Source organism: Gammaproteobacteria bacterium (genome assembly GCA_036383255.1).
Classification (GTDB): Bacteria; Pseudomonadota; Gammaproteobacteria; order Natronospirales; family REEB76; genus DASUBN01.
Genome location: DASVOS010000014.1, coordinates 66,819 through 89,825, shown reverse-complemented (window position 1 = coordinate 89,825; position 23,007 = coordinate 66,819). Strand labels below are relative to the sequence as shown.

Below are 23,007 nucleotides of genomic sequence, written 5' to 3'. Positions count from 1 at the left end.
AGGCGATGCTTACGGCCCCTTTTTGGACCATCCCATGCCCGCTTCCCGCCCTCCCCTGGTCCTGGCATCCACGTCCCGGCACCGGCGCATGCTGCTGGAACGCCTCGGCCTGCCCTTCATCACCGCGGCGCCGGGCGTGGACGAGACCCGCAGCGCCAACGAGCCGGTGCAGGCCCTGGTGCAGCGCCTGTCCCGGGCCAAGGCCCAGGCGGTGGCGGCGCAGCATCCCGGCGCGCTCATCATCGGCTCCGACCAGGCGGCGGAACGGGAGGGCGAGATCCTGGGCAAGCCGGGGGGCCACGCCACCGCCACGGCCCAGCTCAGGGCCGCCTCCGGGAAGTACATGAAGTTCCACACGGGCCTGTGCCTCATCGACACCCGGGACGGCCGCATCCAGGAATACACCGACGTGACCCGGGTGGCCTTCCGCAAGCTCACGGATGTGGAGATCGAGCGCTATCTCCACGCGGAGAAGCCCTATGACTCCGCCGGCAGTTTCAAATCGGAAGGTCTGGGGATAAGCCTATTTGAGGCCATCGAATCGAGCGATCCCTCGGCCCTGATAGGCCTGCCGTTGATTGAGCTTTGCAAGTTCCTGCGAAACGCGGGCCTGGAATTGCCCTAGACCGGTCTCCCGCCGAGATTCCTGATCACGGCCTGCAACTCATCGTCCAGGGGTGCCGTGAGACTCAGCCGCTCACCGGTCTCCGGATGCGGGAAGCTCAGCCGGTGGGCATGCAGGAACATGCGCTTCAGTCCCGCGGCTTTGAGAAGCTTGTTGGCCTCCCGGTCGCCGTACTTGTCGTCTCCCGCCACCGGATGGCCGATGTAGGACGCATGCACGCGGATCTGGTGGGTGCGGCCGGTGTAGATGTGCACGTCCGCCAGGACCGAGCCGGCGAACTTCTGTAATGGGGTGAACAGGCTCTTGGCCTCTTTCCCTTCGCGGCTCACCTTCACGATGCGTTCGCCACCTTCCAGCTGGTTCTTCTGCAGGGGGGCATCCACTTCCCGGTTGCCGCCCTGCCACGGGTGCGCCAGCAGGGCCAGGTAATGCTTCTCCACGGAACCGTCCCGGAAGGCTCCATGCAGGGACCGGACGGCACTCCGGCGCTTGGCGACGATGAGACAGCCACTGGTATCCCGGTCCAGCCGGTGGGCGAGCTCCAGGCCCGGCGTGTCGGGCCTGAGCACCCTCAAGGTCTCGATGACCCCGAAGCTCACGCCGCTGCCTCCATGCACGGCCATGCCGGCGGGCTTGTTCACCACAAGGATGCGATCGTCCTCGAACAGGATTCCGGACTGCATGGCTTCCTGCTGCCAATGAGGCGGCTTGCCGGGAGCGGCCTTCTCCTCCTGGCGCACCGGCGGCAGGCGCAGCTCGTCGCCCGCCTCCAGGCGGTAGTCGGGCTTCACGCGCTTCTTGTTGACCCGTACCTGGCCGGTGCGCAGGAGCCGATACACGTGGCTCTTGGGCACCCCCTTGAGGGTCCGGAACAGGAAATTGTCGAGCCTTTGGCCCGCGTCCTCCTCTCCCGCGGTCAGCATGCGGGCCTTGGGACCGCCAGAATCCACGCTTAAGCTCCTGAAAATAAAAGTGTTACGGCGTTGAAGGGTCGGGAAATCGTTGCTATAGTACCGGACAGGTGTAAACCGTGCGTTGCCTGGCCAAGGCCTGAGCCCGCGGAAAACGCCCAGCGAGAGGCCCTGAGGGGGCCTTTATGCGATTTGGTGGGGTCCGCCGCGTGTCTATCCAGCGGCCCCGTGTAAAGCGACGTCGCCCGCCCCTTGGAACGGGCCCAAAGCGATGTTAAGGACCGCGCTCCCATGCCTTCGCATGGTCACGAAGCGCCGATTCCGCCCAGGCTTGGATTTCTAAGGCAGCCGTCCCCCGCAAGGGACCGGCGCCTGAATAACCAGAAGATCCCCGCCCTGAGGCCGTCCGGCCCTTCCTGATCTCGTGCAGCCCATGGTGCAGTGCTGAGCGAGACATTCGATGAAAAGAATACTGATCAATGCGACCCAGCCCGAGGAGTTGCGCGTGGCCATGGTGGATGGCCAGCGCCTGTATGACCTCGACCTCGAGGTACTCTCCAAGGAGCAGAAGAAGGCCAACATCTACAAGGGCCGCATCACCCGGGTCGAGCCCAGCCTGGAAGCCTGCTTCGTGGACTACGGTTCCGAGCGCCACGGTTTCCTCCCGCTGAAGGAAATCTCCCGCAGCTACTTCCGTCAGGGTGCCGACACATCCAGCCGCATCAACATCCGTGAGGTGTTGCAGGAAGGCCAGGAAGTCATGGTGCAGGTGGACAAGGAGGAGCGCGGCAACAAGGGTGCCGCCCTCACCACGTTCATCAGCCTGGCGGGGCGCTTCATGGTGCTGATGCCCAACAACCCCCGTGCCGGCGGCGTCTCGCGCCGGGTCGAGGGCGACGACCGCGAGGAGCTGCGCGATGCGCTGTCCTCCCTGCAGATCCCGGACGGCATGGGCGTCATCATCCGCACCGCCGCCGGCGGCCGCAGCCCCGAGGAATTGCAATGGGACCTGGACTACCTGGTGCAGACCTGGGACGCCATCGACAAGGCCTCCCATGAGCGCTCCGCACCGTTCCTGATCTACCAGGAAGGCAACGTCGTGATCCGCGCCCTGCGCGACTACCTGCGCGCCGACATCGGTGAGATCCTGGTGGACGACGACAAGATGTTCCAGGAAGCCCAGGCCTTCATGCAGAAGGTCATGCCCCAGAGCGTCGGCAAGCTCAAGCGCTACGACGAGCGCGTGCCGCTGTTCACCCGCTTCCAGATCGAGAGCCAGATCGAGGCTGCCTTCGGCCGCCACATCCGCCTGCCCTCCGGCGGCGCCCTGGTCATCGACCATACCGAGGCCCTGGTGGCCATCGACGTCAACTCGGCCCGCGCCACCAAGGGCAGTGACATCGAGGAGACCGCCCTGCGCACCAACCTGGAGGCCGCCGACGAGGTGGCACGCCAGCTCCGGCTGCGCGACCTGGGCGGCCTCATCGTCATCGATTTCATCGACATGGGCCCGCCCAAGAACCAGCGCGAGGTGGAAGACCGCCTGCGCGTCGCCCTGGAGATGGACCGTGCCCGCGTACAGGTAGGCAAGCTGTCCCGCTTCGGCCTGCTTGAGATGTCGCGCCAGCGCCTGCGCCCTTCCCTGGGCGAGTCCACCCAGGTGGTCTGCCCGCAGTGCGAAGGCGAGGGCCGCATCCGCGGCATCGAGTCCCTCTCCCTGTCGGTGCTGCGCCTGATCGAGGAGGAGGCCATGAAGGAGCGCACCTCGCGCGTCGTGGCCAAGCTGCCCGTGAATGTGGCGACCTTCCTGCTCAACGAGAAGCGCGGCATCATCTCGGAGATCGAGAAGCGCTGCCATGTGACCGTGGTGCTGGTGCCGCACCCGCACATGGACATGCCGAAGTACGACATCCAGCGCATCCGCGACGACGAAGCCCGCGCGCCAGGCGCCACCAACACCAGCTACAAGCTGGTGACGGCGCCGGAACCGGAACCTCTGCCGAGTTCGGAGCGCGCCAAGGAAGCCGCCGAGGCCCCGGCCGTGAAGGGCATCAATCCTTCCATGCCGGCCCCGGTGTTCACTCCCGAGACCGTGGAGCGGCCCGGCATCTTCGTGAAGCTCTGGCGTGCCCTGTTCGGCACCGGGGGCGAGGCCGAGAAGAAACGTCCCGAACGCAGCCCCCGCGAGCACCGCGGCCCGCGCCAGGAGTTCGGCCGGCGTGACCGTAACGAGCGTGACCGCAGCCGCGGACGCGACCGGGAGCGCGGCAACCGCCACCGCGACGAGCGCGGCGACCGTGACCGCGACCGCAATGCCCAGCGCCAAGGCCAGGGCCAGAACCAAGGCGGCGGAGGCCAGAAGCGCGAGGAGCGCGGCGACCGCAACCAGCAGGCCCGCGGCGAGCGCCAGGACCGTCACGAACGTGGCGACCGCCATGAGCGTGGCAACCGCGGCGAGCGCGGTGACCGGCATGAACGCGGCAACCGGGGCGAGCGTGGCGAACGGCATGAGAACCGTCCGCAGCAGCAGGCGCAGCCGGCTCCAGCTCCGGCTCCCGCCCCCGCTCCGGCTCCCGTCCTCTCCGAGGCCGAGCAGCTGAGCGAGCAGGCCCGCCATGAGCAGATCGCCCAGGAGCAGGCAGCCATGACCCCGGCCGGCGGCCAGTTCAGCAACGGCATGGGCGGCCCCGCCGCCGAGCGCGCAGGCGAAGGCGGCGGACGCCGCGGACGCCGCCGCGGACGCCGTGGTGGACGTCGCCGCCGCTTCGAAGAGCGCGGCGAGCCAGGCGCTCCGGGCCAGCAGCAGGCCGGCGCCTCCCACACCGAGGATGACAACCGCGGCAACGTGGCGCCCCCGGGCGAACACTTCGGTCATGATGACCACGAGGGCGGTGCGGAGGAGCGCAACTTCTCCCACGACGTGCACGATCACGCCCACACTGCGGCCCCGGCACAACCGGCACGAGAGATCTATCACGAGCCCTCGAGCGCGGCCGGCCATGACGATCGCACCATGCCCAACCCTTACCGCATCCCGGATGCCATGCCCCGTCAGGAGCCTTCCGAGAACCACGGTGGCGGCCAGGGCGGCGGCAGCGAAGGCAAGCAGGGCGGCGACCATCACGAGTGACGTGAACGCCCGACGTCCAGAAGCAGAAAGCCCGGCTAAGCCGGGCTTTCTTTTTCTCAAGCCTTCTCAAAAGCTACTGCGCTCGGCATAGCTTCGTTGCGGTCCGGCTCGTGCTCCTCACGTACCGAAGAGTACGCTCCGGGCACTCGCCTCCCGCGCCTCGCTCTGCCTTCGCTCGTAACGCTTTTGAGAAGGCTTCAAGAATGATTCTTGCGGATTTCCTCTAGCAGAGCGCGACATCCCTGCTCTACCAGGTCCAGGACCCGTTCGAATCCGCCGGCGCCGCCATAGTAGGGATCTGGCACATCGGTGATGCCCGCCTCGGGTGAGTATTCCAACAATAGCCTCAATTCAGCCCTGGCGTCCTTGGGACGCAGGGAGGCGAGACGCCGCAGGTTCTCGCTGTCCATGGCGATCACGTAGTCGAAGTCGTGGAAGTCCTGGGCCCGGGCCTGGCGGCCGCGGTGGCTGGAGATATCCACGCCGCGCTTCAGGGCTGCCGCGTGGGAACGCGGATCCGGCGGATCGCCGATGTGATAAGCATGGGTACCGGCGGAGTCGATGTGGATGTCCAGCTCCGGCGCCAGTTCTGCATGCAGCTTGCGGAACACGCCTTCCGCCGTGGGCGAGCGGCAGATGTTGCCCATGCATACGAACAGGACGCTGACGCGATACGTGCCGGCCATGTTCAGTGCTTCAGCAGGGATGCGACCCGTTTGAGGTCTTCCGGCGTATCCACGCTGGGACCTGGGACTTGCTTCGCCACGTCCGCCGCGATGCGCATGCCGAGCCAGAGGGCCCGCAGCTGCTCCAGCTTCTCGAGCTGTTCCAGCTCGCAGGGAGGCGTGGCGGAGAGGCGCTTGAGCGCGCCCACCCGGTAGCCATAGATGCCGATGTGGCGCAGCGCACCGTGGTGCTGTTGCTGGGAAGCGAGGCCCGAAGCTGCGCCGTCCCTGTTCCAGGGGATGGGTGCCCGGCTGAAGTAGAGCGCCCGTCCCTGCCCGTCCGTCACCACCTTCACCACATTGGGATTCATGAACTCCGCCAGTTCATGGATGGGCGTGCAGAGCGTGCTCATGTCCGCGCCGGACTCGAGCAGCTTCGCGGTCTGTTCGATGCAACCCGGAGGCATCATGGGTTCGTCCCCCTGCAGGTTCACCACCAGCGCATCGTCGTCCCAGCCGCGGCGCGCCGCCACTTCGGCGATGCGGTCGGTGCCGGAGGCGTGGCTGGCGGCGGTCGTCTCCGCCGCCACGCCCGCGGCGGCGCAGGCGGCACGGATGCGCTCATCGTCGGTGGCCACGATCACCTCGGCGGCGCCGCTGCGGCGCGCCGAGTCGCAGGCATGCAGGATCAGCGGCTTGCCGGCGAGGTCCGCCAGGGGCTTCCCCGGCAGGCGTTGCGCCGCATAGCGCGCGGGGATGACCACAATGAAGCGCATCTCAGAGCTTCTCGCCCGGCGCGATCTCGCGCGCCTCGCCCTCCAGCATCACCGGGATGCCGTCGCGGATGGGATAAGCCAGGCGGTCCGCCTTGCACACCAGCTCTCCCTCCGCCTTGCGGTACAGCAGTGGTCCCTTGCACAGGGGACACACCAGGATCTCCAGCAGCTTGGGGTCGAGAGCCATGTTTCAACCTTTCAATTTGCGTGTTATGTCGTCCAGGAGCCGCACCGCCTCGGCGGCGTCGAACTCCGCCGCCGCTTCGAGGTACCAGTGGCGCGGCAGGGTCATGCCGGCACATTTTACGGCGTCTTTCTCGGTCATGAACACCGGCAGCTTATCGCCGAACTCCAGGTCCGCCGGCAAGGGCTGTGCATGGTCCGGCAGCGCGCGTCCATCCACCGTGAGGCCGGCGGCCCGCAGCGTGGCGAAGAACTGCTCCGGGTTGCCGATGCCCGCCACCGCGTGCACGGACTGTCCCGCGGACGCACTCAGGGGCTTGCGCTCACCGCCCTGCAGGGACACGGCCGTGTCCGCCTTGAGGCGCATGGAGAGGGCCCCAGGCCAAGCGAAGCTGCCGCCCGGGACCTGCTTGATCACCACTTGCTGCACGCCCTGCAAGCGCGCCGCGCGTTCCCTCAGCGGCCCCGCAGGCAGCAGCCAGCCATTGCCCAAACCGCGGCTGCCGTCCAACAACACGATCTCGTAGCGCCGCGGCAGCCGGTAATGCTGCAGGCCGTCGTCGCTGATGATCGCGTCCACGCCCTGCTCCTCGGCCAACAGGCGCGCCGCCGCCACCCGGTCGCGTCCCGCCGCCACCGGCACGCCGCCGTGGCGAGCCAGCAGCAGGGTCTCGTCCCCCGCTTCATGCGCGCCGGCATCGGCCGTCACAAGACGGGCGTGGCTCAAGTTGGCGCCGTAGCCCCGTGTGACGATGCCAGGCCTGAAGCCGCGCTGCTTGAGCTCCTGCGCCAGCCAGATGACGAAAGGTGTCTTGCCTGTGCCGCCCACGCTGATGTTGCCCGCCACGATGACCGGCACCGGCAGCCTCGCCACGGGCAAGATGCCGAGCGCGTAGGCACCGCGGCGCAGGGCCGAGAGCAGCCAGAACAGCCAGCTGAACGGGATCAGGAACCAGGCGGGATGAGGCGAGTACCAGCGGCGCAGCAGCCAGGCGGACATGGTTCAGTCGCCGTCGCGGAACTGCAGGCGGTGCAGTGCCGCGTACTGGCCGCCCTTGGCGAGCAGTTCCGCATGCTTGCCCATCTCCACGATGCGGCCCCGGTCCATGACCACGATGCGGCTTGCCTTCTCCACGGTGGAGAGGCGGTGCGCGATCACGAGCGTGGTGCGGTTGGCCATGAGGCCTTCCAGCGCCGCCTGGATGTGGCGCTCGGACTCGGAGTCCAGGGCCGAGGTAGCCTCGTCAAGGATCAGCAAGGGCGCATCCTTCAGCAAGGCCCGCGCCACCGAGAGGCGCTGGCGCTCGCCGCCCGAGAGCAGCACGCCCCGGTCCCCCACCACCGTGTCCAGGCCCTGGGGAAGACGTTTGATGAAGGGCATCGCGTAGGCGGCCTCGGCGGCGCCCACGATATCCGCCTCGCTGCGCCGGTCCATGGAGCCGTAGGCGATGTTGTTGCGGATGGTGTCGTTGAACAGCATCACGTCCTGGCTGACCATGGCCACCTGCTCCCGCAGGTTGCCGAGGGCGAACTCGCGCAGGTCATGACCGTCCAGCAGGATCGCGCCGGAACTGGGGTCGTAGAAGCGGGGCAGCAGGCTCACGAGGGTGGACTTGCCGCTGCCGGAGCGCCCGACCAGGGCGATGGTCTCGCCGGGAGCGGCCTTGAAGCTGATGCTATGGAGCACTGCGCCCTTGGCCTCGGTATAGGCGAAGCCCACATCCCGGAACTCCAGTTCCCCCTGGGCGCGGGGCAGCGTGAAGCTGCCACCCTCGTCCTCCACCTTGTCGTCGAGCAATTCGAAGATGCTTTGCCCGGCGGCGATGCCGCGCTGCATGGGCGCGTTGATGTCGGTGACGTGCTTGAGCGAGGGCAGCAGCAGCAGCGTCGAGCCCAGGAACGCCACGAACGCGCCGGGTGTCACGGACTTGTCGCCGAAGGCCATGGCGATGACGCCGGCGATGCCGAGTCCCGCGATCATCTGGATGATGGGGCTGGAGCCCGCGTTGACCAACATGAGTTTCACGTTGAGGTAGCGGTTCTTCTCGTTCACTTCCTCGAAGCGGCGCGTCTCGTGCTCGCGCCCGCCGAACAGCTTGACGATGCGCTGGCCGGTGATGACCTCGTCCGCCACCTTGGTGACGTCGCCCATGGAGTCCTGGATGCGGCGGCTGTAGCGGCGGAAGCGTTCGCTGATGTAGCGCACCAGGAGCGCGATCACCGGCCCCATCACCAGCATGAACAGCGAGAGCTTCCAGCTCTGGTAGAACATCACGGTGACGAGGCCGATGATGGTGAGCCCGTCGCGCACCATGACGGTGACCGCGTTGGTGGTGGCTTCCGCCACCTGCTCGATGTTGTAGGTGATCTTGGACAGCAGCATGCCGGAGGACATGGCGTCGTAGTAGCGCGAGGGCAGCCGCAGCAACTGGGCGAACGTCTCCTGGCGCAGGCGCTTGATGATGCTGCGGCCCACCCAGCTGATGTTGTAGGCGGCGAGGAAGTCGGCGGTGCCGCGCAGCAGGAACAGCCCCACCACCAGGAGCGGCAGCCGGTGCATGGTGACTGGATCGTGCAGCAGGATGCCCTGGTCCAGCAGCGGCTTCATGAGCGAGGCGAAGCTCGCCTGGGTGAAGGCGTAGATGGCCATGCCGAACATGGCCAGGAGGTAGCGCGGCCAATGCGGCAGCGCATAGCCCATGAGGCGGCGGTAGGTCTGGAGTACGCTGTTCGGCGCGGTCGGTTCGGCCATCTCAGCGTTCCGGACGGGTCTCGGTGGTGAGTATCTGCAGCTGGGCGAAGCCCAGCGCGCCGGCCACGTCCATCACCGTCACCACCGACTGGTGGGTGGCACGCGCGTCGGCGCGCAGGATTATGGGTTGGTCGCGCTTGTCGCCGGCGGCGGCCAGCAGCGCCTCGCGCAGGCTGGCGGCACCGGAGCCGGGCACCGGCTTCTGGTCCACGAAGTAGCGGCCCTCCGCGTCCACGGTGATCTCGATGCCCTGGGCCTCGGTGTACACCGGCGGCACGCCAGCGCTGGGCAGCTCCACGTTGACGCTGGTGCTCTGGATGAAGTGGGTGGTCATCATGAAGAACACCAGCATCATGAGGACCACGTCCACCAGCGAGATCAGGTTCAGCTCCGGGTCTTCCCAGCGCTGGCGCTCACGCAGCCTCACGATCACCCCTGCGCTGCCACTCGGCCGGCGCCTGGCGTCCCTGCAGCGCGTTCATGAGACGCATCGTCTCGCGCTCCATGCGCACCACCAGGTCCTCCACCCGGCCCCGCAGCGCGCGGTGCGCCACATAGGCGGGGATCGCGACGGTGAGGCCCACCACGGTGGTGATGAGCGCCTGGGAGATGCCGCCGGCCAGCGCGGTGGGGTTGCCCAGGCCGGTCACGGAGATCGCGGCGAACACGTGCATGATGCCGAGCACGGTGCCGAGCAGGCCGAGCAGCGGCGAGATGGTGGCGATGCTGCCCAGGGTGATGAGATAGCGGTCGAGCTCGTGGACGATGTGGCGGCCGGCGTCGGAGATGGCATCGTTCAGTACCTCCCGCTCGGAACCGCGGTGCAGGATGCCGATGGCGAGCAGGCGGCCCAGGGGCGAGCCCGTGCGCAGGGCCTGCATGCGCTCCTCGGTGAACTCGCCGTTGCGGATCCACTGCCAGACCTGGGCCGCCAGGTGCTCGGGGGCGACCCGTGCGACCTGCAGGCTCCAGAGGCGCTCGGCGATGATGCCCACGGCCATGACGGAACAGAGCAGGAGCGGCACCATGATCCAGCCGCCTGCCTTGATGATCTCGAACATGCCGCTCCCGTCCGGTGTTCAGATTACTGCATGATACTGGATTTTAAGGTCTTTTTTTGGCCCAGCTGCACAGGGATGTGCGTCAGCAGGCATGGCCGCCACCGGGACTGGGGATCGTTCGGCGCGAACCTGCGCCGCGCCGAACGGGCTTGGAAAAACCTAGGGAAGGTTTTTCCAAGCTCGATCGAGGAGGCTCGCGCTAGTGAGCCGTCCAGAGCCGGGCCGCGTCCCGGCGCCAGCGCATGGCGAGCGTGGGTTGGGAGCCCGCCCTGAAGCGCATGCACAGCGCCCCGTCGGTGGCGGTGTCCGCGAGCGCGGCGACGGCAGCGTAACGCGCCACCACCTCGGGCTTGGGGAAGTTCCAGCGGTTGCGGTAACCCACCGGGAACAGCACCTGCGAAGGGTGCACCGCCGCCACGAACGGCGGCGTGGACGAGGAATTGCTGCCATGGTGCGGGGCCACCAGCACCTCGCTGCCCAACTCCGCGGGCTCCAGTTCCAGGAGCCGTCTCTCCCCCTTCTTCATGAGATCGCCGGCCAGCAGCACGCTGCCGCCCTGACCCGTCACCTTCAGCACGCAGGAAGCATCGTTGCCGCTCAGGGGATTGCCGAGTTCCGGGTACAGCACCTCGAAGTGGACGCCATCCCAGTCCCAGCGCTGGCCCCTGAGGCAGGGCTTCGCATCGGGGATGCGGTCCATGGCGCCCGTATAGACCTTGAGCCCGGGGTAAGCCTTGCGCAGGCTCGCGAGCCCACCGGCGTGGTCGTTGTCGCCGTGGCTCACCATCGCCAGGTCCGGCGCCGCGATGCCCTGGGAACGCAGGTAAGGGATCAACACCTCTTCGCCGGTATCCGAACCGGAGCGGAAGCCGGGACCCGTGTCGTAGATGAGTAAGTGGCCTTGGGTGCGCACCACCGCTGCAAGGCCCTGCCCTACGTCAAGGAGCATGAGGTCGAAACCTCCCGGCGTGATGCCGGAAGCGGGCGGCACGAACAGCGGCAGCATCAGCAGCGCCGCGGGCACCCGTCCCGGCATGGCTCGCGGCATGAGGAGCCAGAACGCGCCCACGAGACCCAGCGCAGCCAGCCACCAGGAGGGTGCCGCGGCAGGCAGCATGCCCGCCGGCAGGTGTGCGAGCCAGTCCAGTAGCGGCCAGGTACCGGCCATCACGCCTGTGGCGAGCTTGAGCAGCGCTGCGCCTGCCCAAGGCCAGACGGACAGGAACAGCGCGCCGATGAGCACCAGCGGCACCACGTAGAACGCATACACCGGTACCGCCACGAAGTTCGCGAGCGGCGAGCTCAAGCCCGCCTGCTGGAAGAAGAACGCCAGCAGCGGCAGCAGCGCCACGCCGACCGCCCACTGGGTGCGCAGCAGTTCCCGCAGCGTGCCATGGGGCGCGCGCACCCGGCTGCTGAAGGCGAACAGGATCCCGCCCACGGCGCCGAAGGAGAGCCAGAAGCTCGCCTCGCCCGCCGCCAGCGGATTCCACAGCAGCACGCCCAGCATCGCGAGAGAGAGCGTATCCGCCGCCCGCAACCTGCGGCGCAGCACCACCCCCAGGGTGAGGGCTGCCAACATGATGAGCGCCCGCTGGGTCGGCAGCGTGAAGCCCGCGAGACAGGCGTACGAGGCCGCACCCAGGAGCGATGCGACGGCCGCTGCCACCGCCGCGGGACAGCGCAGGCACAGTGCCGCACTGCGCCGCCACAGCCAGCGGATGATGAAGAACAGGAACCCCGCCACCACGCCGATGTGCAGCCCGGCGATGGCCATGAGATGCACGGTGTTGGTGGCCTGCAGCACCTCCCACTGGGCGTCGCTGATACCGCCCTGGTCGCCGGTGGCGAGGGCCGCCGCCATGCCGGCGAAGGCATCGTCCGGCAAGGCCGCGAACATGCGTTCGCGCAGCGCGGCGCGCAGCCTGAGCAACGGGAAACGCGCCGGTCCCGGCAGCGGCGCCGCATCGTGGGCCACGTAGCCCGTGGCGCCGATGCCGTGGAAGAACAGCCAGCCCTCGTAGTCGAAGGCACCGGGATCCATGAAGCCCCGCGGCCGGCGCAGCTTGGTGCTGAAGCGCCAGTGCTCACCTGCCCGTGGCAGCACGGTATCCGGTCCGCCCTGGATGCTGAGGCGCACGCGGTCCGGTATGCCCGGTGCCGGCGCGCGGCTGTCCAGGGTCTCTACCGTGAACTCGAAGTCCGTGAGTTCGCCGCGCTGGCGCGGAAGGCCGGCGACCCAACCCGTGAGGGTGACCTCCCTGCCCTCGTAACCGGCATCCAGCCGTGAGGCGAGATGCGCATGAGCAGCCATCCAGCACCAGCCTGCGCCCAACGGCAGGAACAGCAGCCAGCGCCACCGTTTCTTACAGAGGGCAGCACATGCGAGCGGTCCGGCCAACGCCGCCAGGAGCAGCGGCGAAGGCAGCTCCGGCAGGGCCAGGATCGTGAGCACCCCGGCGAGCATCGCGGTCGCGTATCTCCACATCCTCCATTTCCCCAAATCGTGGATAATGGCCCCGCCCCGCCGCTAAGGACGGGGGCAACCTATATATAGTTCATTTTTGATTAATGCCGGGTCCCCGAGGAGCCGGCTATGCTCAGGATGCGGAGATCAGCTCCGCGACACGCGCCTGGAGCCGCGGTGCCCCGTAAGTTTCTCACCAAACTGCTGCCGGATCCCGAGAAGCTGCACGCCAAGCTTCACGGCAAGTGGTACCTGCGCCCGTTCGATTTCGTGCTGCACGACCCGATGCTCTGGCACATCGGCCGGCGCGGCACCTGCAGGGCTCTCGCCTTGGGGGTGTTCATCGCCTGCCTGCCCATCCCGGGCCACATGCTCATGGCGGTGCTGGGAGCGCTCTACTGGCGCATGAACCTGCCGGTGGCGGTGGCTGCGGTGTGGGTCAATAACCCCCTCACCTTCGGGCCCATCTACTACATCGGATACAAGCTCGGCGCCTGGCTGCTGAACCCGTTCCATCCCGGCCTCGTGGTCAAGGAGCCGGTGACCCGCGCCTGGCGCGTGCCGGAACTCACCCACACCTGGAACGCCATCAAGGCCTTCCTGCTGGGTTGCACCGTGGAAGGGCTGGTGCTGGCACTGGTGGCCTATATCGTGTTCGACCTGGCCTGGCGCCTGTCGATCCGCGGCCGCTGGAAGCTGCGCACGCTGGAGCGGGCAGACCGCCGCTAGGCCGCGATCCTGCCTTCCTTCAGGTGCAGCACCCGCTGCATCTTCTTCGCGAGTCCCGTGTCGTGGGTCACCAGGATCAGGCTGGTGCCCATCTCCCGGTTGAGCTCGAGCATCAACTCATATACCTGTTCGCCGGTGTGGACATCCAGGTTCCCCGTGGGTTCGTCCGCCAGCACCACCGCCGGACGGTGGATCAGCGCGCGCGCCACTGCGGCGCGCTGGCGTTCTCCGCCCGACAGTTTCGCGGGCCGGTGCGTGAGGCGCTGGGCCAGCCCCACCCTGCCCAGCAGCTCCGCCGACCGGGCCTCCGCCTCAGCGGGATCGATGCCGCGGATCAACAGCGGCATGGCCACGTTCTCCACCGCCGTGAACTCCGGCAAGAGATGGTGGAACTGGTACACGAAGCCGATGGCACGGTTGCGCAGCACGCCGCGCGCGGCATCGGACAGGCGGCTCAGGTTCTGGCCCTGCACTTCCACCGTGCCGGCGGTCGGTATGTCGAGTCCGCCCAGGAGGTGCAGCAGCGTGCTCTTCCCGGAACCGGAGCTGCCCACGATGGCGACGCGCTCGCCCGGCGCCACGGCGAGGTCGACGCCGTTCAGCACCTCCACCTTGTAGTCGCCTTCCTGGAAGTGCTTCACCAGCTTCTCGCAGCGGAGGATCGGCGCCGTGTCACTCATAGCGCAGCGCCTCCGCCGGCTGGGTGTTGGCGGCACGCCAGGCCGGATACAGCGTCGACAGCACCGTCAGCACGAAGCTCGCGATGGTGATCTTGAGCACATCGGCCTCGTAGATGGCCGCCGGCAGGTCGCTGATGTAGTACACGCTCGACGGCAGGAACTCCGTATGGAATACCCGCTGCAGGAAATGCATGATGTCGTTGAGGTTGTGGGCCAGGAGCACGCCCAGCACCAGGCCGATGAGCGTGCCCAGGAACCCGATGATGGTGCCCTGCACGATGAAGATGCCCATGATCTCGCGCGGGCTAGCGCCGAGGGTGCGCAGGATGGCGATGTCCGCCTGCTTGTCGGTGACCGCCATCACCAGGGTGATGGCGATGCTGATGGCCGCCACCAGCTCGATCAGCGACAGGATGATGAACATCACGGTCTTCTCCATGGCGATGGCCTTGAAGAAGTTCACGTGCTCCTGGGTCCAGTCGCTCACGTAGTAAGCGCCCTGGAAGCGCTCGGTGAGGTCGCGCGCCACCTGGGGCGCCTGATACTTGTCATCGAGCTTGAGGCGCACGCCGCTCACCGCCGCGCCGAGGCCGTACAGGGTCTGGGCGTCCTGCATGTTGATGAGCGCGAGGCCGCGGTCGTATTCGTACATGCCTGCGTCGAAGATGCCGGCGACGGTGAAGCGGCGGAAGCGCGGGATGAGGCCGGCGGGCGTCACGTTGCCCTGGGAGATCATCAGGATGACCTTGTCGCCCGGCGTCGCGCCCAGGGCATAGGCCAGGTCCTTGCCCAGCACGATGCCGTAGCTGCCGGGCTTGAGGTCCTGCACGCTGCCGATGACCATGCGCTTGCCCACCTCCGAGACCGCGCCCTCCATGTCCGGCAGCACGCCGCGCACCTCGGTGCCGCTCATGCTGGAGCCGTTGGCGAGCATCGCCTGGTCCTGCACGTAGGGGGCGGCGCCGGTGACATGGGCCTCCCCGCGCACGTCATGCAGCACGTCCTGCCAGTCCGCCAGCCGGTTGTCGAAGCCGGAGACGGTGGCGTCGGCGGTCATGTTGAGGATGCGTTCCCGGAGCTCGCTCTGGAAGCCGTTCATCACCGACAGCACGGTGATGAGCGCCATCACGCCTATGGCGATGGACACCAGCGACATGCCGGAGATGAAGGAGATGAATTGGTTGCGGCGCTTGGCCCGGAAATAGCGCAAGCCCACGAACAGCGGGAAGGGTCGGAACATGCCGCGCATTATAGGGGGTGATTCAGGGTAAACGGACCGGGACCGGCCGATAAAGCGCCGCCTCGCGGTGGTCCAGGTGCGCGGCATAGGCCATCACCTCCACCCCGGCCGCCATCGCCTCGCGCAGGATGCGGCCATAGACAGGATCGATGGCATCCGCGGGCCGGACCTCCGTGACGTCGTCCCGCTGCACGCAGAAGCAGAGCGCGGCCCGGTGGCCCGCCCGCACCTTCTGCATGAGCTCCCGCAGATGGCGGCTGGCCCGCTCGCTCACTGCATCGGGGAACAGAGCTATGCCGTCCTGCACCGCCGCGGTGACGTTCTTGACCTCGAGGTAGCAGTCCGGCTGGCCGGCGTGGCCGCTCAGCAGGAAGTCCACCCTGAAACCCTCCCCGGCCATGACTTCGCCCTTGAGCGAGGCATAGCCGGCCAGGGGAGTGATCACGCCGCCCGCGATGGCCTCCCGCACCAGGGCATTGGTGCGCCCGGTGTGGATGCCCACCAACACCCCCGGTAGCGCCTCCACCAGTTCCCAGGTCCAGGCGTACTTGCGCGCCGGATTGGCCGCGCGGCTCACCCAGATGCGCATGCCGGGCTCGGCACAGCCCAGCATGGCGCCTGTGTTGGGGCAGTGGATGGTGAGCTGCCGGCCGTCCGGGAACGCCACATCCGCCAGGAAACGCTTGTAGCGCCGTTGCAGCCGGGCCTCATGCAGAGCGGGTTCGAAGCGCATGCGTTAGTGAGCCTATATGTCAAGAAAACCGCCTAACCCGATGCTGTAGAAAGCATTTAACGCTTGCAGCAGGATGCTATAGTTAGCCCAGACGTCCTAGGGAGATTGTGACATGACACGCCCCGCCCTGAGCCTGCTCCTCGCGGCAGGACTGCTGTCGGCCCTGCCTCTCGCATGGGCCGACGGCGATGCAGTACCCGCCGCCGCGACCGCTGCCGTCCCTAGCTCGACCGACAACCAAGGTACCGAGGCGCCGGCGGCAAGCAGCGCCGCCCCCGCGGAAGCCGCCCCGAGCGCGGCCACTGCGGCACCGGCCGAAGTGAGCCCGGCTCCGGGTGCCGCCACCGCCGCGAACGCGCCGGCCATGAGCACCGCGGCGGCGCCGGCCACCGCCGAGACCGCGCCCACCGCCGCATCCGCCGTGAGCGCAGCGCCCGCCGCTGCCGCTCCCGCCATGGCGATGCCCGCTTCGCCCAGCTATCAGATGCAGCTGCCGCAGCGCGGCATGGACATGGCGAACGTGGAGCACATCTTCGGCGCGCCGCTGGAGAAGCAGCCGGCGGTGGGCAAGCCGCCCATCAGCCGCTGGGTCTACGCGGACTACGTGGTCTACTTCGAATACAATATGGTCCTGCATGCGGTGATGAAGGCCAACGCGTTCACGCAGACGCCCGGCGGCTGACCGCCGCCTCCACCGCACCGATCCATATGCCGCGTGAGCGGTGCCGTCCCGGGGGCGGCACGTCACGCGGTTTGCTTTGGGGAACTGGGGAAGACATGACCGCACGCTACAGCCTGCCGCCGGAATGGGTGCCCCAGAGCGGCGTGATGCTCACCTGGCCACGCTCCGACGTGGAGTGGAACCCGGACTACGCCTCTGCGGAGCGCTGCCACACTGCCATCGCCAAGGAGATCAGCCTGCGGGAGCCGGTGATCATCACCTGCATGGACGCAGGCCATGCCGAGCGCATCCGCGGCTACGTGAAGGCCGCCGGCGGCCGCATGGACCGGCTGCACATATTCACCTTCCCCTCCAACGATGCCTGGGCCCGCGACCACGGTCCCATCACCGTCGAGAAGGACGGCCAGCTCGTGCTGCTGGACTTCATCTTCAACGGTTGGGGCGAGAAGTACCCCCATGCCGAGGACAACCGCCTGAGCCGCCGCCTGCATGAAGCCGGCGCCTTCGGCGACATCCTGATGGAAAGCATCGAGCTGGTGCTGGAAGGCGGCAGCATCGAAGTGGACGGGGAAGGCACCCTGCTCACCACCGAGAGCTGCCTGCTGAACAAGAACCGCAACCCGAAGCTCAAGCGGACCGAGATAGAGGCGCTGCTGCACAAGTACCTGGGCGTGGACCGCATCCTGTGGCTCAGGCACGGCGCCATCGACGGCGACGATACCGACGGCCACGTCGACACGCTCGCCCGCCTCTGCGACCCGCATACCATCGCCTACCAGGCCTGTGCCGACCAGTCGGATCCGCACTACGCCGGTCTCAAGGCCATGGAGGACGAGCTCAAGGCCCTGCGCCGCAAGGACGGGCAGCCGTACACGCTGGTGCCGCTCCCCTGGCCCCAGCCCATCATCGACCACACCGGCCGCCGCCTGCCGGCCACCTACGCCAACTTCCTGATCGTGGATGGCGCGGTGCTGGTGCCGACCTATAATGATGCGGCGGACGGGCCGGCCCTGAAGGCCCTTGAAAGCTGCTTCCCGGATCGCCAGATCGTGGGCGTCCCCTGCCGCTCCCTGATCCACCAGTACGGCAGCCTGCACTGCGTGACCATGCAGTTCCCCCGCGGCGTAGTGCCGCAGAAGGCATGACGAGATGAGCGCATCCAAATCCCTCAAGGTCGGCCTGGTGCAGCAGCGCTGCACGGACGACCGTGCCGCGAACCTCGAGGAGAGCATCAAGGGCATCCGCGAGGCGGCCAAGCAAGGCGCGAGGCTGGTGCTGCTGCAGGAACTGCACGCCGGCCCCTATTTCTGCCAGACCGAGGATACGAAGGTCTTCGACCTGGCCGAGAGCATCCCCGGCCCCTCCACCCGGGAGCTGGGCTCCGTGGCGAAGGAGCTCGGCGTGGTGATAGTGGCCTCGCTGTTCGAGCGCCGCGCTCCCGGCCTCTACCACAACACCGCCGCGGTGCTGGAGAAGGACGGCAGCCTCGCCGGCATCTACCGCAAGATGCACATCCCGGACGATCCGGCCTACTACGAGAAGTTCTACTTCACCCCGGGGGACATCGGCTTCGAGCCGATCCAGACTTCCGTGGGCAAGCTCGGCGTGCTGGTGTGCTGGGACCAGTGGTATCCCGAAGGCGCGCGCATGATGGCGCTGGCCGGCGCGGACCTCCTGCTCTATCCCACCGCCATCGGCTGGGTCTCGGCGGACGACAAGGCCGAGCAGGGCCGTCAGCGGGATGCCTGGATCACCATCCAGCGTGCCCACGCGGTGGCCAACGGCCTGCCGGTGCTGGCCTGCAACCGCATCGGCCATGAGAAGGATCCCTCCGGCGCCACCGACGGCATCGACTTCTGGGGCTCGAGCTTCGTCGCAGGCCCCCAGGGCGAGATCCTGGCCCAGGCCGACAGCTCTTCCCCCACGGTGCTGGTGGTGGACGTGGACCTCGGCCGCTCCGAGGCCGTGCGCCGCATCTGGCCCTACCTGCGGGACCGCCGCATCGATTCCTACGGAGACCTGACCAAGCGCTACAGAGACTAGTGGCGCGTCCGACCTCTTGATGCCTGACAAACCGTCCACCGTCCTAGCGTCCGCGGACCTCGACCTTTCCAGCCGCGAACAGCGCTGGGGCAAGCTCTATGGCAGCAGCCCCGGCCTCGCGCTGGCGGAGGCGGCGGCGCGCCTGGAAGCACCGCTGGTGGTGGTGGCACAGGACTCCCGCGAGGCGGACCGCATCGGGGCGGAGCTGCGCTTCTATGTCACCGACCCGTCCCTGCCGGTGCTCGCACTGCCGGATTGGGAGACCCTGCCCTACGACCTCTTCTCGCCCCACCAGGACATCCTGTCGGAGCGGCTCGCGACCCTGGCAGCGCTGCCGGAACTGAAGCGCGGCATCGTGGTGGTGGCCGCCGCCGCGTTGTTGCAGCGCCTCGCGCCGCCCCAGTACGTCGCAGGCGGCACGCTGATGCTGAAGGTGGGCGAGATGTTGGACCCGGAAGCGCTGCGCCGGCGCCTCGCCGCCGCCGCCTACCACTCCGTGACCCAGGTGATGGAGCACGGCGAGTACGCCGTGCGCGGCTCGCTGCTGGACGTGTTCCCGATGGGCAGCGAGGTGCCCTACCGCATCGATCTGTTCGATGACGAGATCGAATCCATCCGGGTATTCGATCCCGAGACCCAACTCTCGAAGGACAGTCTGCCGGAACTCGAACTGCTGCCGGCGCGCGAGTTCCCGCTGGACGAGACGGGCATCCGTGCCTTCCGCCAGCGCTATCGCGCCCGCATCGAGGGCGATCCAAACCGCAGCGCCGTGTACCGCGACGTCTCCAACGGCGTCGCCATCGGCGGCATCGAGTATTACCTGCCGCTTTTCTTCGACTCCACCTGCTGCTTCTTCGACTACCTGCCGAAAGACGGCGTCATCGCCGCCCTGGACGACATGCCGGGGGCGCTGGAGCAGGCTTGGCAGCAGATCGGCGAGCGCTACGAGCAGCGCCGCCATGACATCGAGCGGCCGCTGCTGAAACCCCAGGAGGTCTGGTTCGAACCCTCCGAGGTGCAGGCCGCGGCGGAGCGGCACGCCTGCATCGTGGTTCAATCCTTCGAGCGGTTGCCAGGCGCCGGCGTCAACTTCGCGACCGCCGCGCCCCTCTCGTTGCGGGTGGAGAGCCGTGCAAGCGAGCCCGCGGAGAAGCTGCTGGGCTTCCTGCGCGGATTCAAGGGGCGGGTGCTGTTCGCGGCAGAATCCGCCGGACGGCGCGAGTACCTCAACGACCTCCTGGGCAGGCACGGCATCAAGCCCGTGCCCGTGGAGGGCTGGGATGAATTCCTGTCGGCCGATGAGCCCCTCGCCATCTGCATCGCGCCCCTGGAGCGGGGCCTGCTGCTGCCGGAGGCGGGCCTCGCGGTGCTCACGGAGGAGCAGCTCTTCGGCGAGCGCGCGCGCCAGAAGACCCGGCGCGTCAGCCGCCGCAACCCCGAGGACATCATCCGGGACTTGACGGACCTGGCCGCCGGGGCGCCGGTGGTGCACGAGCAGCACGGCGTGGGCCGCTACCTGGGGCTCGAGACCCTGGACATGGGCGGCTTCGAGACCGAGTTCCTCAGGCTCGAGTATGCCGGCGGCGACAAGCTCTACGTGCCGGTGTCCTCGCTGCACCTCATCAGCCGCTACAGCGGCAGCTCGCCCGAGACCGCGCCGCTGCACAAGCTCGGCAGCGGCGACTGGGACAAGGCGCGGCGCCGTGCCGCCGAGCAGGCCCGCGACACCGCCGTCGAGCTCCTGGAGCTCTATGCGCGTCGCGCGGCGCGCGAGGGCCACGCATTCAAGCTGGCGCCGCTCGACTACGAGTCCTTCGCCGACGGCTTTCCCTTCGACGAGACGCCGGACCAGCAGAAGGCCATCGAGGGCGTGATCGCGGACATGACCGAAGGGCGGCCCATGGACCGGGTGGTGTGCGGCGACGTGGGCTTCGGCAAGACCGAGGTGGCGCTGCGCGCCGCCTTCGTGGCGGTGCAGGGCGGCAAGCAGGTGGCGGTGCTGGTGCCCACCACCCTGCTCGCCCAGCAGCATGCGCAGACCTTCCAGGACCGCTTCGCCGAGCTGCCGGTGCGCATCGAGGTGCTGTCGCGCTTCCGTACCGGCAAGCAGCAGGAGGCGGCGCTCGAGGCCATCGCCGCCGGCAAGGTGGAGATCGTGATCGGCACCCACGCGCTGCTGCGACCCGAGATGAAGTTCAAGGACCTGGGTCTCGTGATCGTGGACGAGGAGCACCGCTTCGGCGTGCAGCACAAGGAGCGCCTCAAGAAGCTCAGGGCCGAGGTGGACATCCTCACCCTCACCGCCACGCCCATCCCGCGCACCCTCAACATGGCGCTGGCGGGGCTGCGCGAGCTCTCCATCATCGCCACGCCGCCGGAGGAGCGCCTGGCGGTGAAGACCTTCGTCAGCGAGTGGCAGGACGGCCTGATCCAGGAGGCCTGCCTGCGCGAGATCAAGCGCGGCGGCCAGGTCTACTTCGTGCACAACAGCGTCGAGACCATCGAGAAGGCGGCGGCGGACGTGGCGAAGCTCGTACCCGGCGCGGACATCCGCATCGCCCACGGCCAGATGCGGGAACGGGAACTCGAGCAGGTGATGCTCGACTTCTACCACCGGCGCTTCAACATCCTGGTGTGCACCACGATCGTCGAGAGCGGCATCGACGTGCCGACGGCCAACACCATCATCATCCACCGCGCCGACAAGTTCGGCCTGGCACAGCTGCACCAGTTGCGCGGGCGCGTGGGCCGCTCCCACCACCGGGCCTATGCCTACCTGCTGATCCCGCCGCGCACCCTCATGACCGGCGACGCCCTGAAGCGCCTGGAGGCCATCGAGTCCCTGGAGGAACTGGGCGCCGGATTCACCCTCGCCACCCACGACCTGGAGATCCGCGGTGCCGGCGAGCTGCTCGGCGACGAGCAGAGCGGGCAGATCCAGGAAGTGGGCTTCTCGCTGTACTCGGAACTCCTGGAGCGGGCGGTGAAGACCCTCAAGGCCGGCAAGCCCGTGGACCTGGACGCGCCCCTGGACCACGGCCCGGAGATCGACCTGCACATCCCGGCCCTGCTCACCTCCGACTACATGCCGGACGTGCACCTGCGCCTCACGCTCTACAAGCGCATCGCGAGCTGCAAGGACCAGGCGCAGTTGGACGACCTGCAGGTGGAGATGATCGACCGTTTCGGCCTCCTGCCGCCCCAGGCCAAGAACCTGTTCCGCATGGCCGAGCTCAAGCTCAAGGCCGCGCCCCTCGGCATCCGCAAGATCGAGGCCGGCCCCGCGGGCGGGCGCATCCACTTCGGGCCGGACACGCCGGTGGAACCGATCACCGTGATACGGCTGGTGCAGGCCAAGCCCAACATCTTCCGGCTGGACGGCCAGGACCGGCTGCGCTTCACCATGGACCTGGAGGACCGGGACACGCGCGTCGCCGAAGTGGAAGCCCTGCTCGCACGCCTCGCCCCGCCAACTGCGGCATAATGCAGCCATCGCCGGAAGGAGCCGTACCTTGAAGACCTTCGCCGCCAGCCTGCTGATCCTGCTCGCGAGCACCGCCTACGGCGCGGCCCCAGCGCCGGCTCCGGCCGCGGCGCCTTCCGCTCCCACGCCCAACTGGTACAACGTGGAAGTGATCGTGTTCCGCGCCACGGACCCCAACGCCGGCAGCCAGGAGACCTGGCCCGCAGACCCGGGGTTGCCGGACTGGAACGGCGCGCTGCCCCTCGCGCCCGTGGACCCGGCGGTAGCGCCGGTGCCTTATCAGCTCATATCCGTGACCGCGCAGCAGCTCGACGACGCCTGGGCGCGTCTCAAGCGCTCCCGCAACTACGAGCCTTTGCTGCACGTGGCTTGGAGCCAGCCGGCCCTGGACCGGGCCAACGCCCCGGCGGTGCGCCTGGGTGTGCCGGCCTCCGCGGTGCCCGCCGCCAGCACCGCGCCGCAGCCCGCCGACGCCATGCCGCTGCCCCAGGCGACGCCCGTCTACGGCGACGCGAAGCTCAGCACCACCGGCCCTTACCTGCACTTCGACCTGGACCTGATACTGGAAGGTCCGCTGGCGAAGAACGCCGCACCCGCCTCCCCCGCCATCAGCACCACGGTGCTCGCACCGCCCGGCAGCACCGCCGTGCCGGCGGCACCGACCTTCCAGCTCTACCGCCTGCGCCACGACATGCGCGTGAACGGCGGCAAGCTCGCCTACTTCGACCACCCCCTGTTCGGCGCCATCGTGCTGGTGACGCCGGTACGGCGCCAATAACCTGATTTGACCGCGCGCCCGCGGCGGGCGCGCTTCATCTGCTTCGGGTATTCGCTTGATTGTGCCGC

At 68.1% G+C, this 23,007-nt stretch carries 20 protein-coding genes; 8 read left to right on the top strand and 12 right to left on the bottom strand.

Translation table 11 applies throughout. The features are described 5' to 3' along the window. Positions 1 to 34: 34 nt before the first annotated feature. Positions 35 to 625, top strand: coding sequence for a Maf family nucleotide pyrophosphatase (locus VF651_09905; protein HEX7966021.1), 591 nt, complete (start codon positions 35 to 37; stop codon positions 623 to 625). Here VF651_09905 and rluC read toward each other — a convergent pair. After that, positions 622 to 1,548 carry a 23S rRNA pseudouridine(955/2504/2580) synthase RluC gene (rluC, locus tag VF651_09900; protein HEX7966020.1) on the bottom strand — a complete coding sequence of 309 codons (927 nt, stop codon included), beginning with the start codon at positions 1,546 to 1,548 and terminating at the stop codon, positions 622 to 624. The two genes, VF651_09905 and rluC, sit on opposite strands and share 4 nt — an antisense overlap. A gap of 448 nt (positions 1,549 to 1,996) precedes the next feature. On the opposite strand from rluC, the gene VF651_09895 reads away from it, so the two are divergent. Further along, positions 1,997 to 4,666, top strand: coding sequence for an Rne/Rng family ribonuclease (locus tag VF651_09895; protein ID HEX7966019.1), 2,670 nt, complete (start codon positions 1,997 to 1,999; stop codon positions 4,664 to 4,666). A 197-nt stretch (positions 4,667 to 4,863) separates the two neighbouring features. Here VF651_09895 and VF651_09890 read toward each other — a convergent pair whose 3' ends face one another. From VF651_09890 to VF651_09855, 8 genes are all read right to left on the bottom strand, one after another. Next, complete coding sequence (locus VF651_09890; protein HEX7966018.1) at positions 4,864 to 5,352, bottom strand: low molecular weight protein-tyrosine-phosphatase; 489 nt, start codon at positions 5,350 to 5,352, stop codon at positions 4,864 to 4,866. A gap of 2 nt (positions 5,353 to 5,354) precedes the next feature. Continuing rightward, positions 5,355 to 6,107, bottom strand: a complete 753-nt coding sequence (gene kdsB / locus VF651_09885) for a 3-deoxy-manno-octulosonate cytidylyltransferase (protein ID HEX7966017.1) — start codon at positions 6,105 to 6,107, stop codon at positions 5,355 to 5,357. Position 6,108: 1 nt separating this feature from the next. Further along, positions 6,109 to 6,294, bottom strand: a complete 186-nt coding sequence (locus VF651_09880; protein HEX7966016.1) for a Trm112 family protein — start codon at positions 6,292 to 6,294, stop codon at positions 6,109 to 6,111. Positions 6,295 to 6,297: 3 nt separating this feature from the next. Further along, positions 6,298 to 7,290: a tetraacyldisaccharide 4'-kinase gene (gene lpxK / locus VF651_09875; GenBank protein HEX7966015.1), complete on the bottom strand. Its 993-nt coding sequence runs from the start codon at positions 7,288 to 7,290 to the stop codon at positions 6,298 to 6,300. A gap of 3 nt (positions 7,291 to 7,293) precedes the next feature. Further along, entirely contained in the window at positions 7,294 to 9,042 is a 1,749-nt protein-coding gene (gene msbA / locus VF651_09870) for a lipid A export permease/ATP-binding protein MsbA (GenBank protein ID HEX7966014.1), read from the bottom strand. A gap of 1 nt (position 9,043) precedes the next feature. Then, a complete protein-coding gene (locus VF651_09865; GenBank protein HEX7966013.1) occupies positions 9,044 to 9,469 on the bottom strand; it encodes a biopolymer transporter ExbD in 426 nt (141 codons plus the stop codon). Next, complete coding sequence (locus tag VF651_09860; GenBank protein HEX7966012.1) at positions 9,456 to 10,103, bottom strand: MotA/TolQ/ExbB proton channel family protein; 648 nt, start codon at positions 10,101 to 10,103, stop codon at positions 9,456 to 9,458. Before VF651_09860 ends, VF651_09865 begins: the two co-directional genes overlap by 14 nt. Positions 10,104 to 10,302: 199 nt before the next feature. Then, on the bottom strand, positions 10,303 to 12,591 hold the full coding sequence (locus VF651_09855) for a DNA internalization-related competence protein ComEC/Rec2 (protein HEX7966011.1): 2,289 nt from the start codon (positions 12,589 to 12,591) through the stop codon (positions 10,303 to 10,305). A 156-nt stretch (positions 12,592 to 12,747) separates the two neighbouring features. On the opposite strand from VF651_09855, the gene VF651_09850 reads away from it, so the two are divergent. Beyond that, on the top strand, positions 12,748 to 13,299 hold the full coding sequence (locus VF651_09850; protein HEX7966010.1) for a DUF2062 domain-containing protein: 552 nt from the start codon (positions 12,748 to 12,750) through the stop codon (positions 13,297 to 13,299). Here the strand turns inward: VF651_09850 and lolD are convergent. From lolD to sfsA, 3 genes are read right to left on the bottom strand one after another with little or no spacing between them, the layout of a single operon-like run. Then, positions 13,296 to 13,979, bottom strand: a complete 684-nt coding sequence (lolD, locus tag VF651_09845) for a lipoprotein-releasing ABC transporter ATP-binding protein LolD (protein ID HEX7966009.1) — start codon at positions 13,977 to 13,979, stop codon at positions 13,296 to 13,298. The genes VF651_09850 and lolD overlap by 4 nt on opposite strands. Next, complete coding sequence (locus tag VF651_09840; GenBank protein HEX7966008.1) at positions 13,972 to 15,219, bottom strand: lipoprotein-releasing ABC transporter permease subunit; 1,248 nt, start codon at positions 15,217 to 15,219, stop codon at positions 13,972 to 13,974. The genes lolD and VF651_09840 overlap by 8 nt, the downstream gene beginning before the upstream one ends. A 22-nt stretch (positions 15,220 to 15,241) precedes the next feature. After that, complete coding sequence (gene sfsA, locus VF651_09835) at positions 15,242 to 15,952, bottom strand: DNA/RNA nuclease SfsA (protein HEX7966007.1); 711 nt, start codon at positions 15,950 to 15,952, stop codon at positions 15,242 to 15,244. Positions 15,953 to 16,064: 112 nt separating this feature from the next. Here sfsA and VF651_09830 point away from each other — a divergent pair, with 112 nt between their 5' ends. From VF651_09830 to VF651_09810, 5 genes are all read left to right on the top strand, one after another. Next, complete coding sequence (locus VF651_09830; GenBank protein HEX7966006.1) at positions 16,065 to 16,634, top strand: hypothetical protein; 570 nt, start codon at positions 16,065 to 16,067, stop codon at positions 16,632 to 16,634. 95 nt (positions 16,635 to 16,729) lie between these two features. Beyond that, on the top strand, positions 16,730 to 17,779 hold the full coding sequence (locus VF651_09825) for an agmatine deiminase family protein (protein ID HEX7966005.1): 1,050 nt from the start codon (positions 16,730 to 16,732) through the stop codon (positions 17,777 to 17,779). Positions 17,780 to 17,783: 4 nt separating this feature from the next. Next, the gene (locus tag VF651_09820) at positions 17,784 to 18,677 is read left to right on the top strand and encodes a carbon-nitrogen hydrolase (protein HEX7966004.1); all 894 of its coding nucleotides are present in this window, start codon (positions 17,784 to 17,786) and stop codon (positions 18,675 to 18,677) included. 19 nt (positions 18,678 to 18,696) lie between these two features. Continuing rightward, entirely contained in the window at positions 18,697 to 22,161 is a 3,465-nt protein-coding gene (gene mfd, locus VF651_09815; GenBank protein HEX7966003.1) for a transcription-repair coupling factor, read from the top strand. A 28-nt stretch (positions 22,162 to 22,189) separates the two neighbouring features. Beyond that, entirely contained in the window at positions 22,190 to 22,939 is a 750-nt protein-coding gene (locus VF651_09810; protein HEX7966002.1) for a CsiV family protein, read from the top strand. Positions 22,940 to 23,007: the final 68 nt, after the last annotated feature.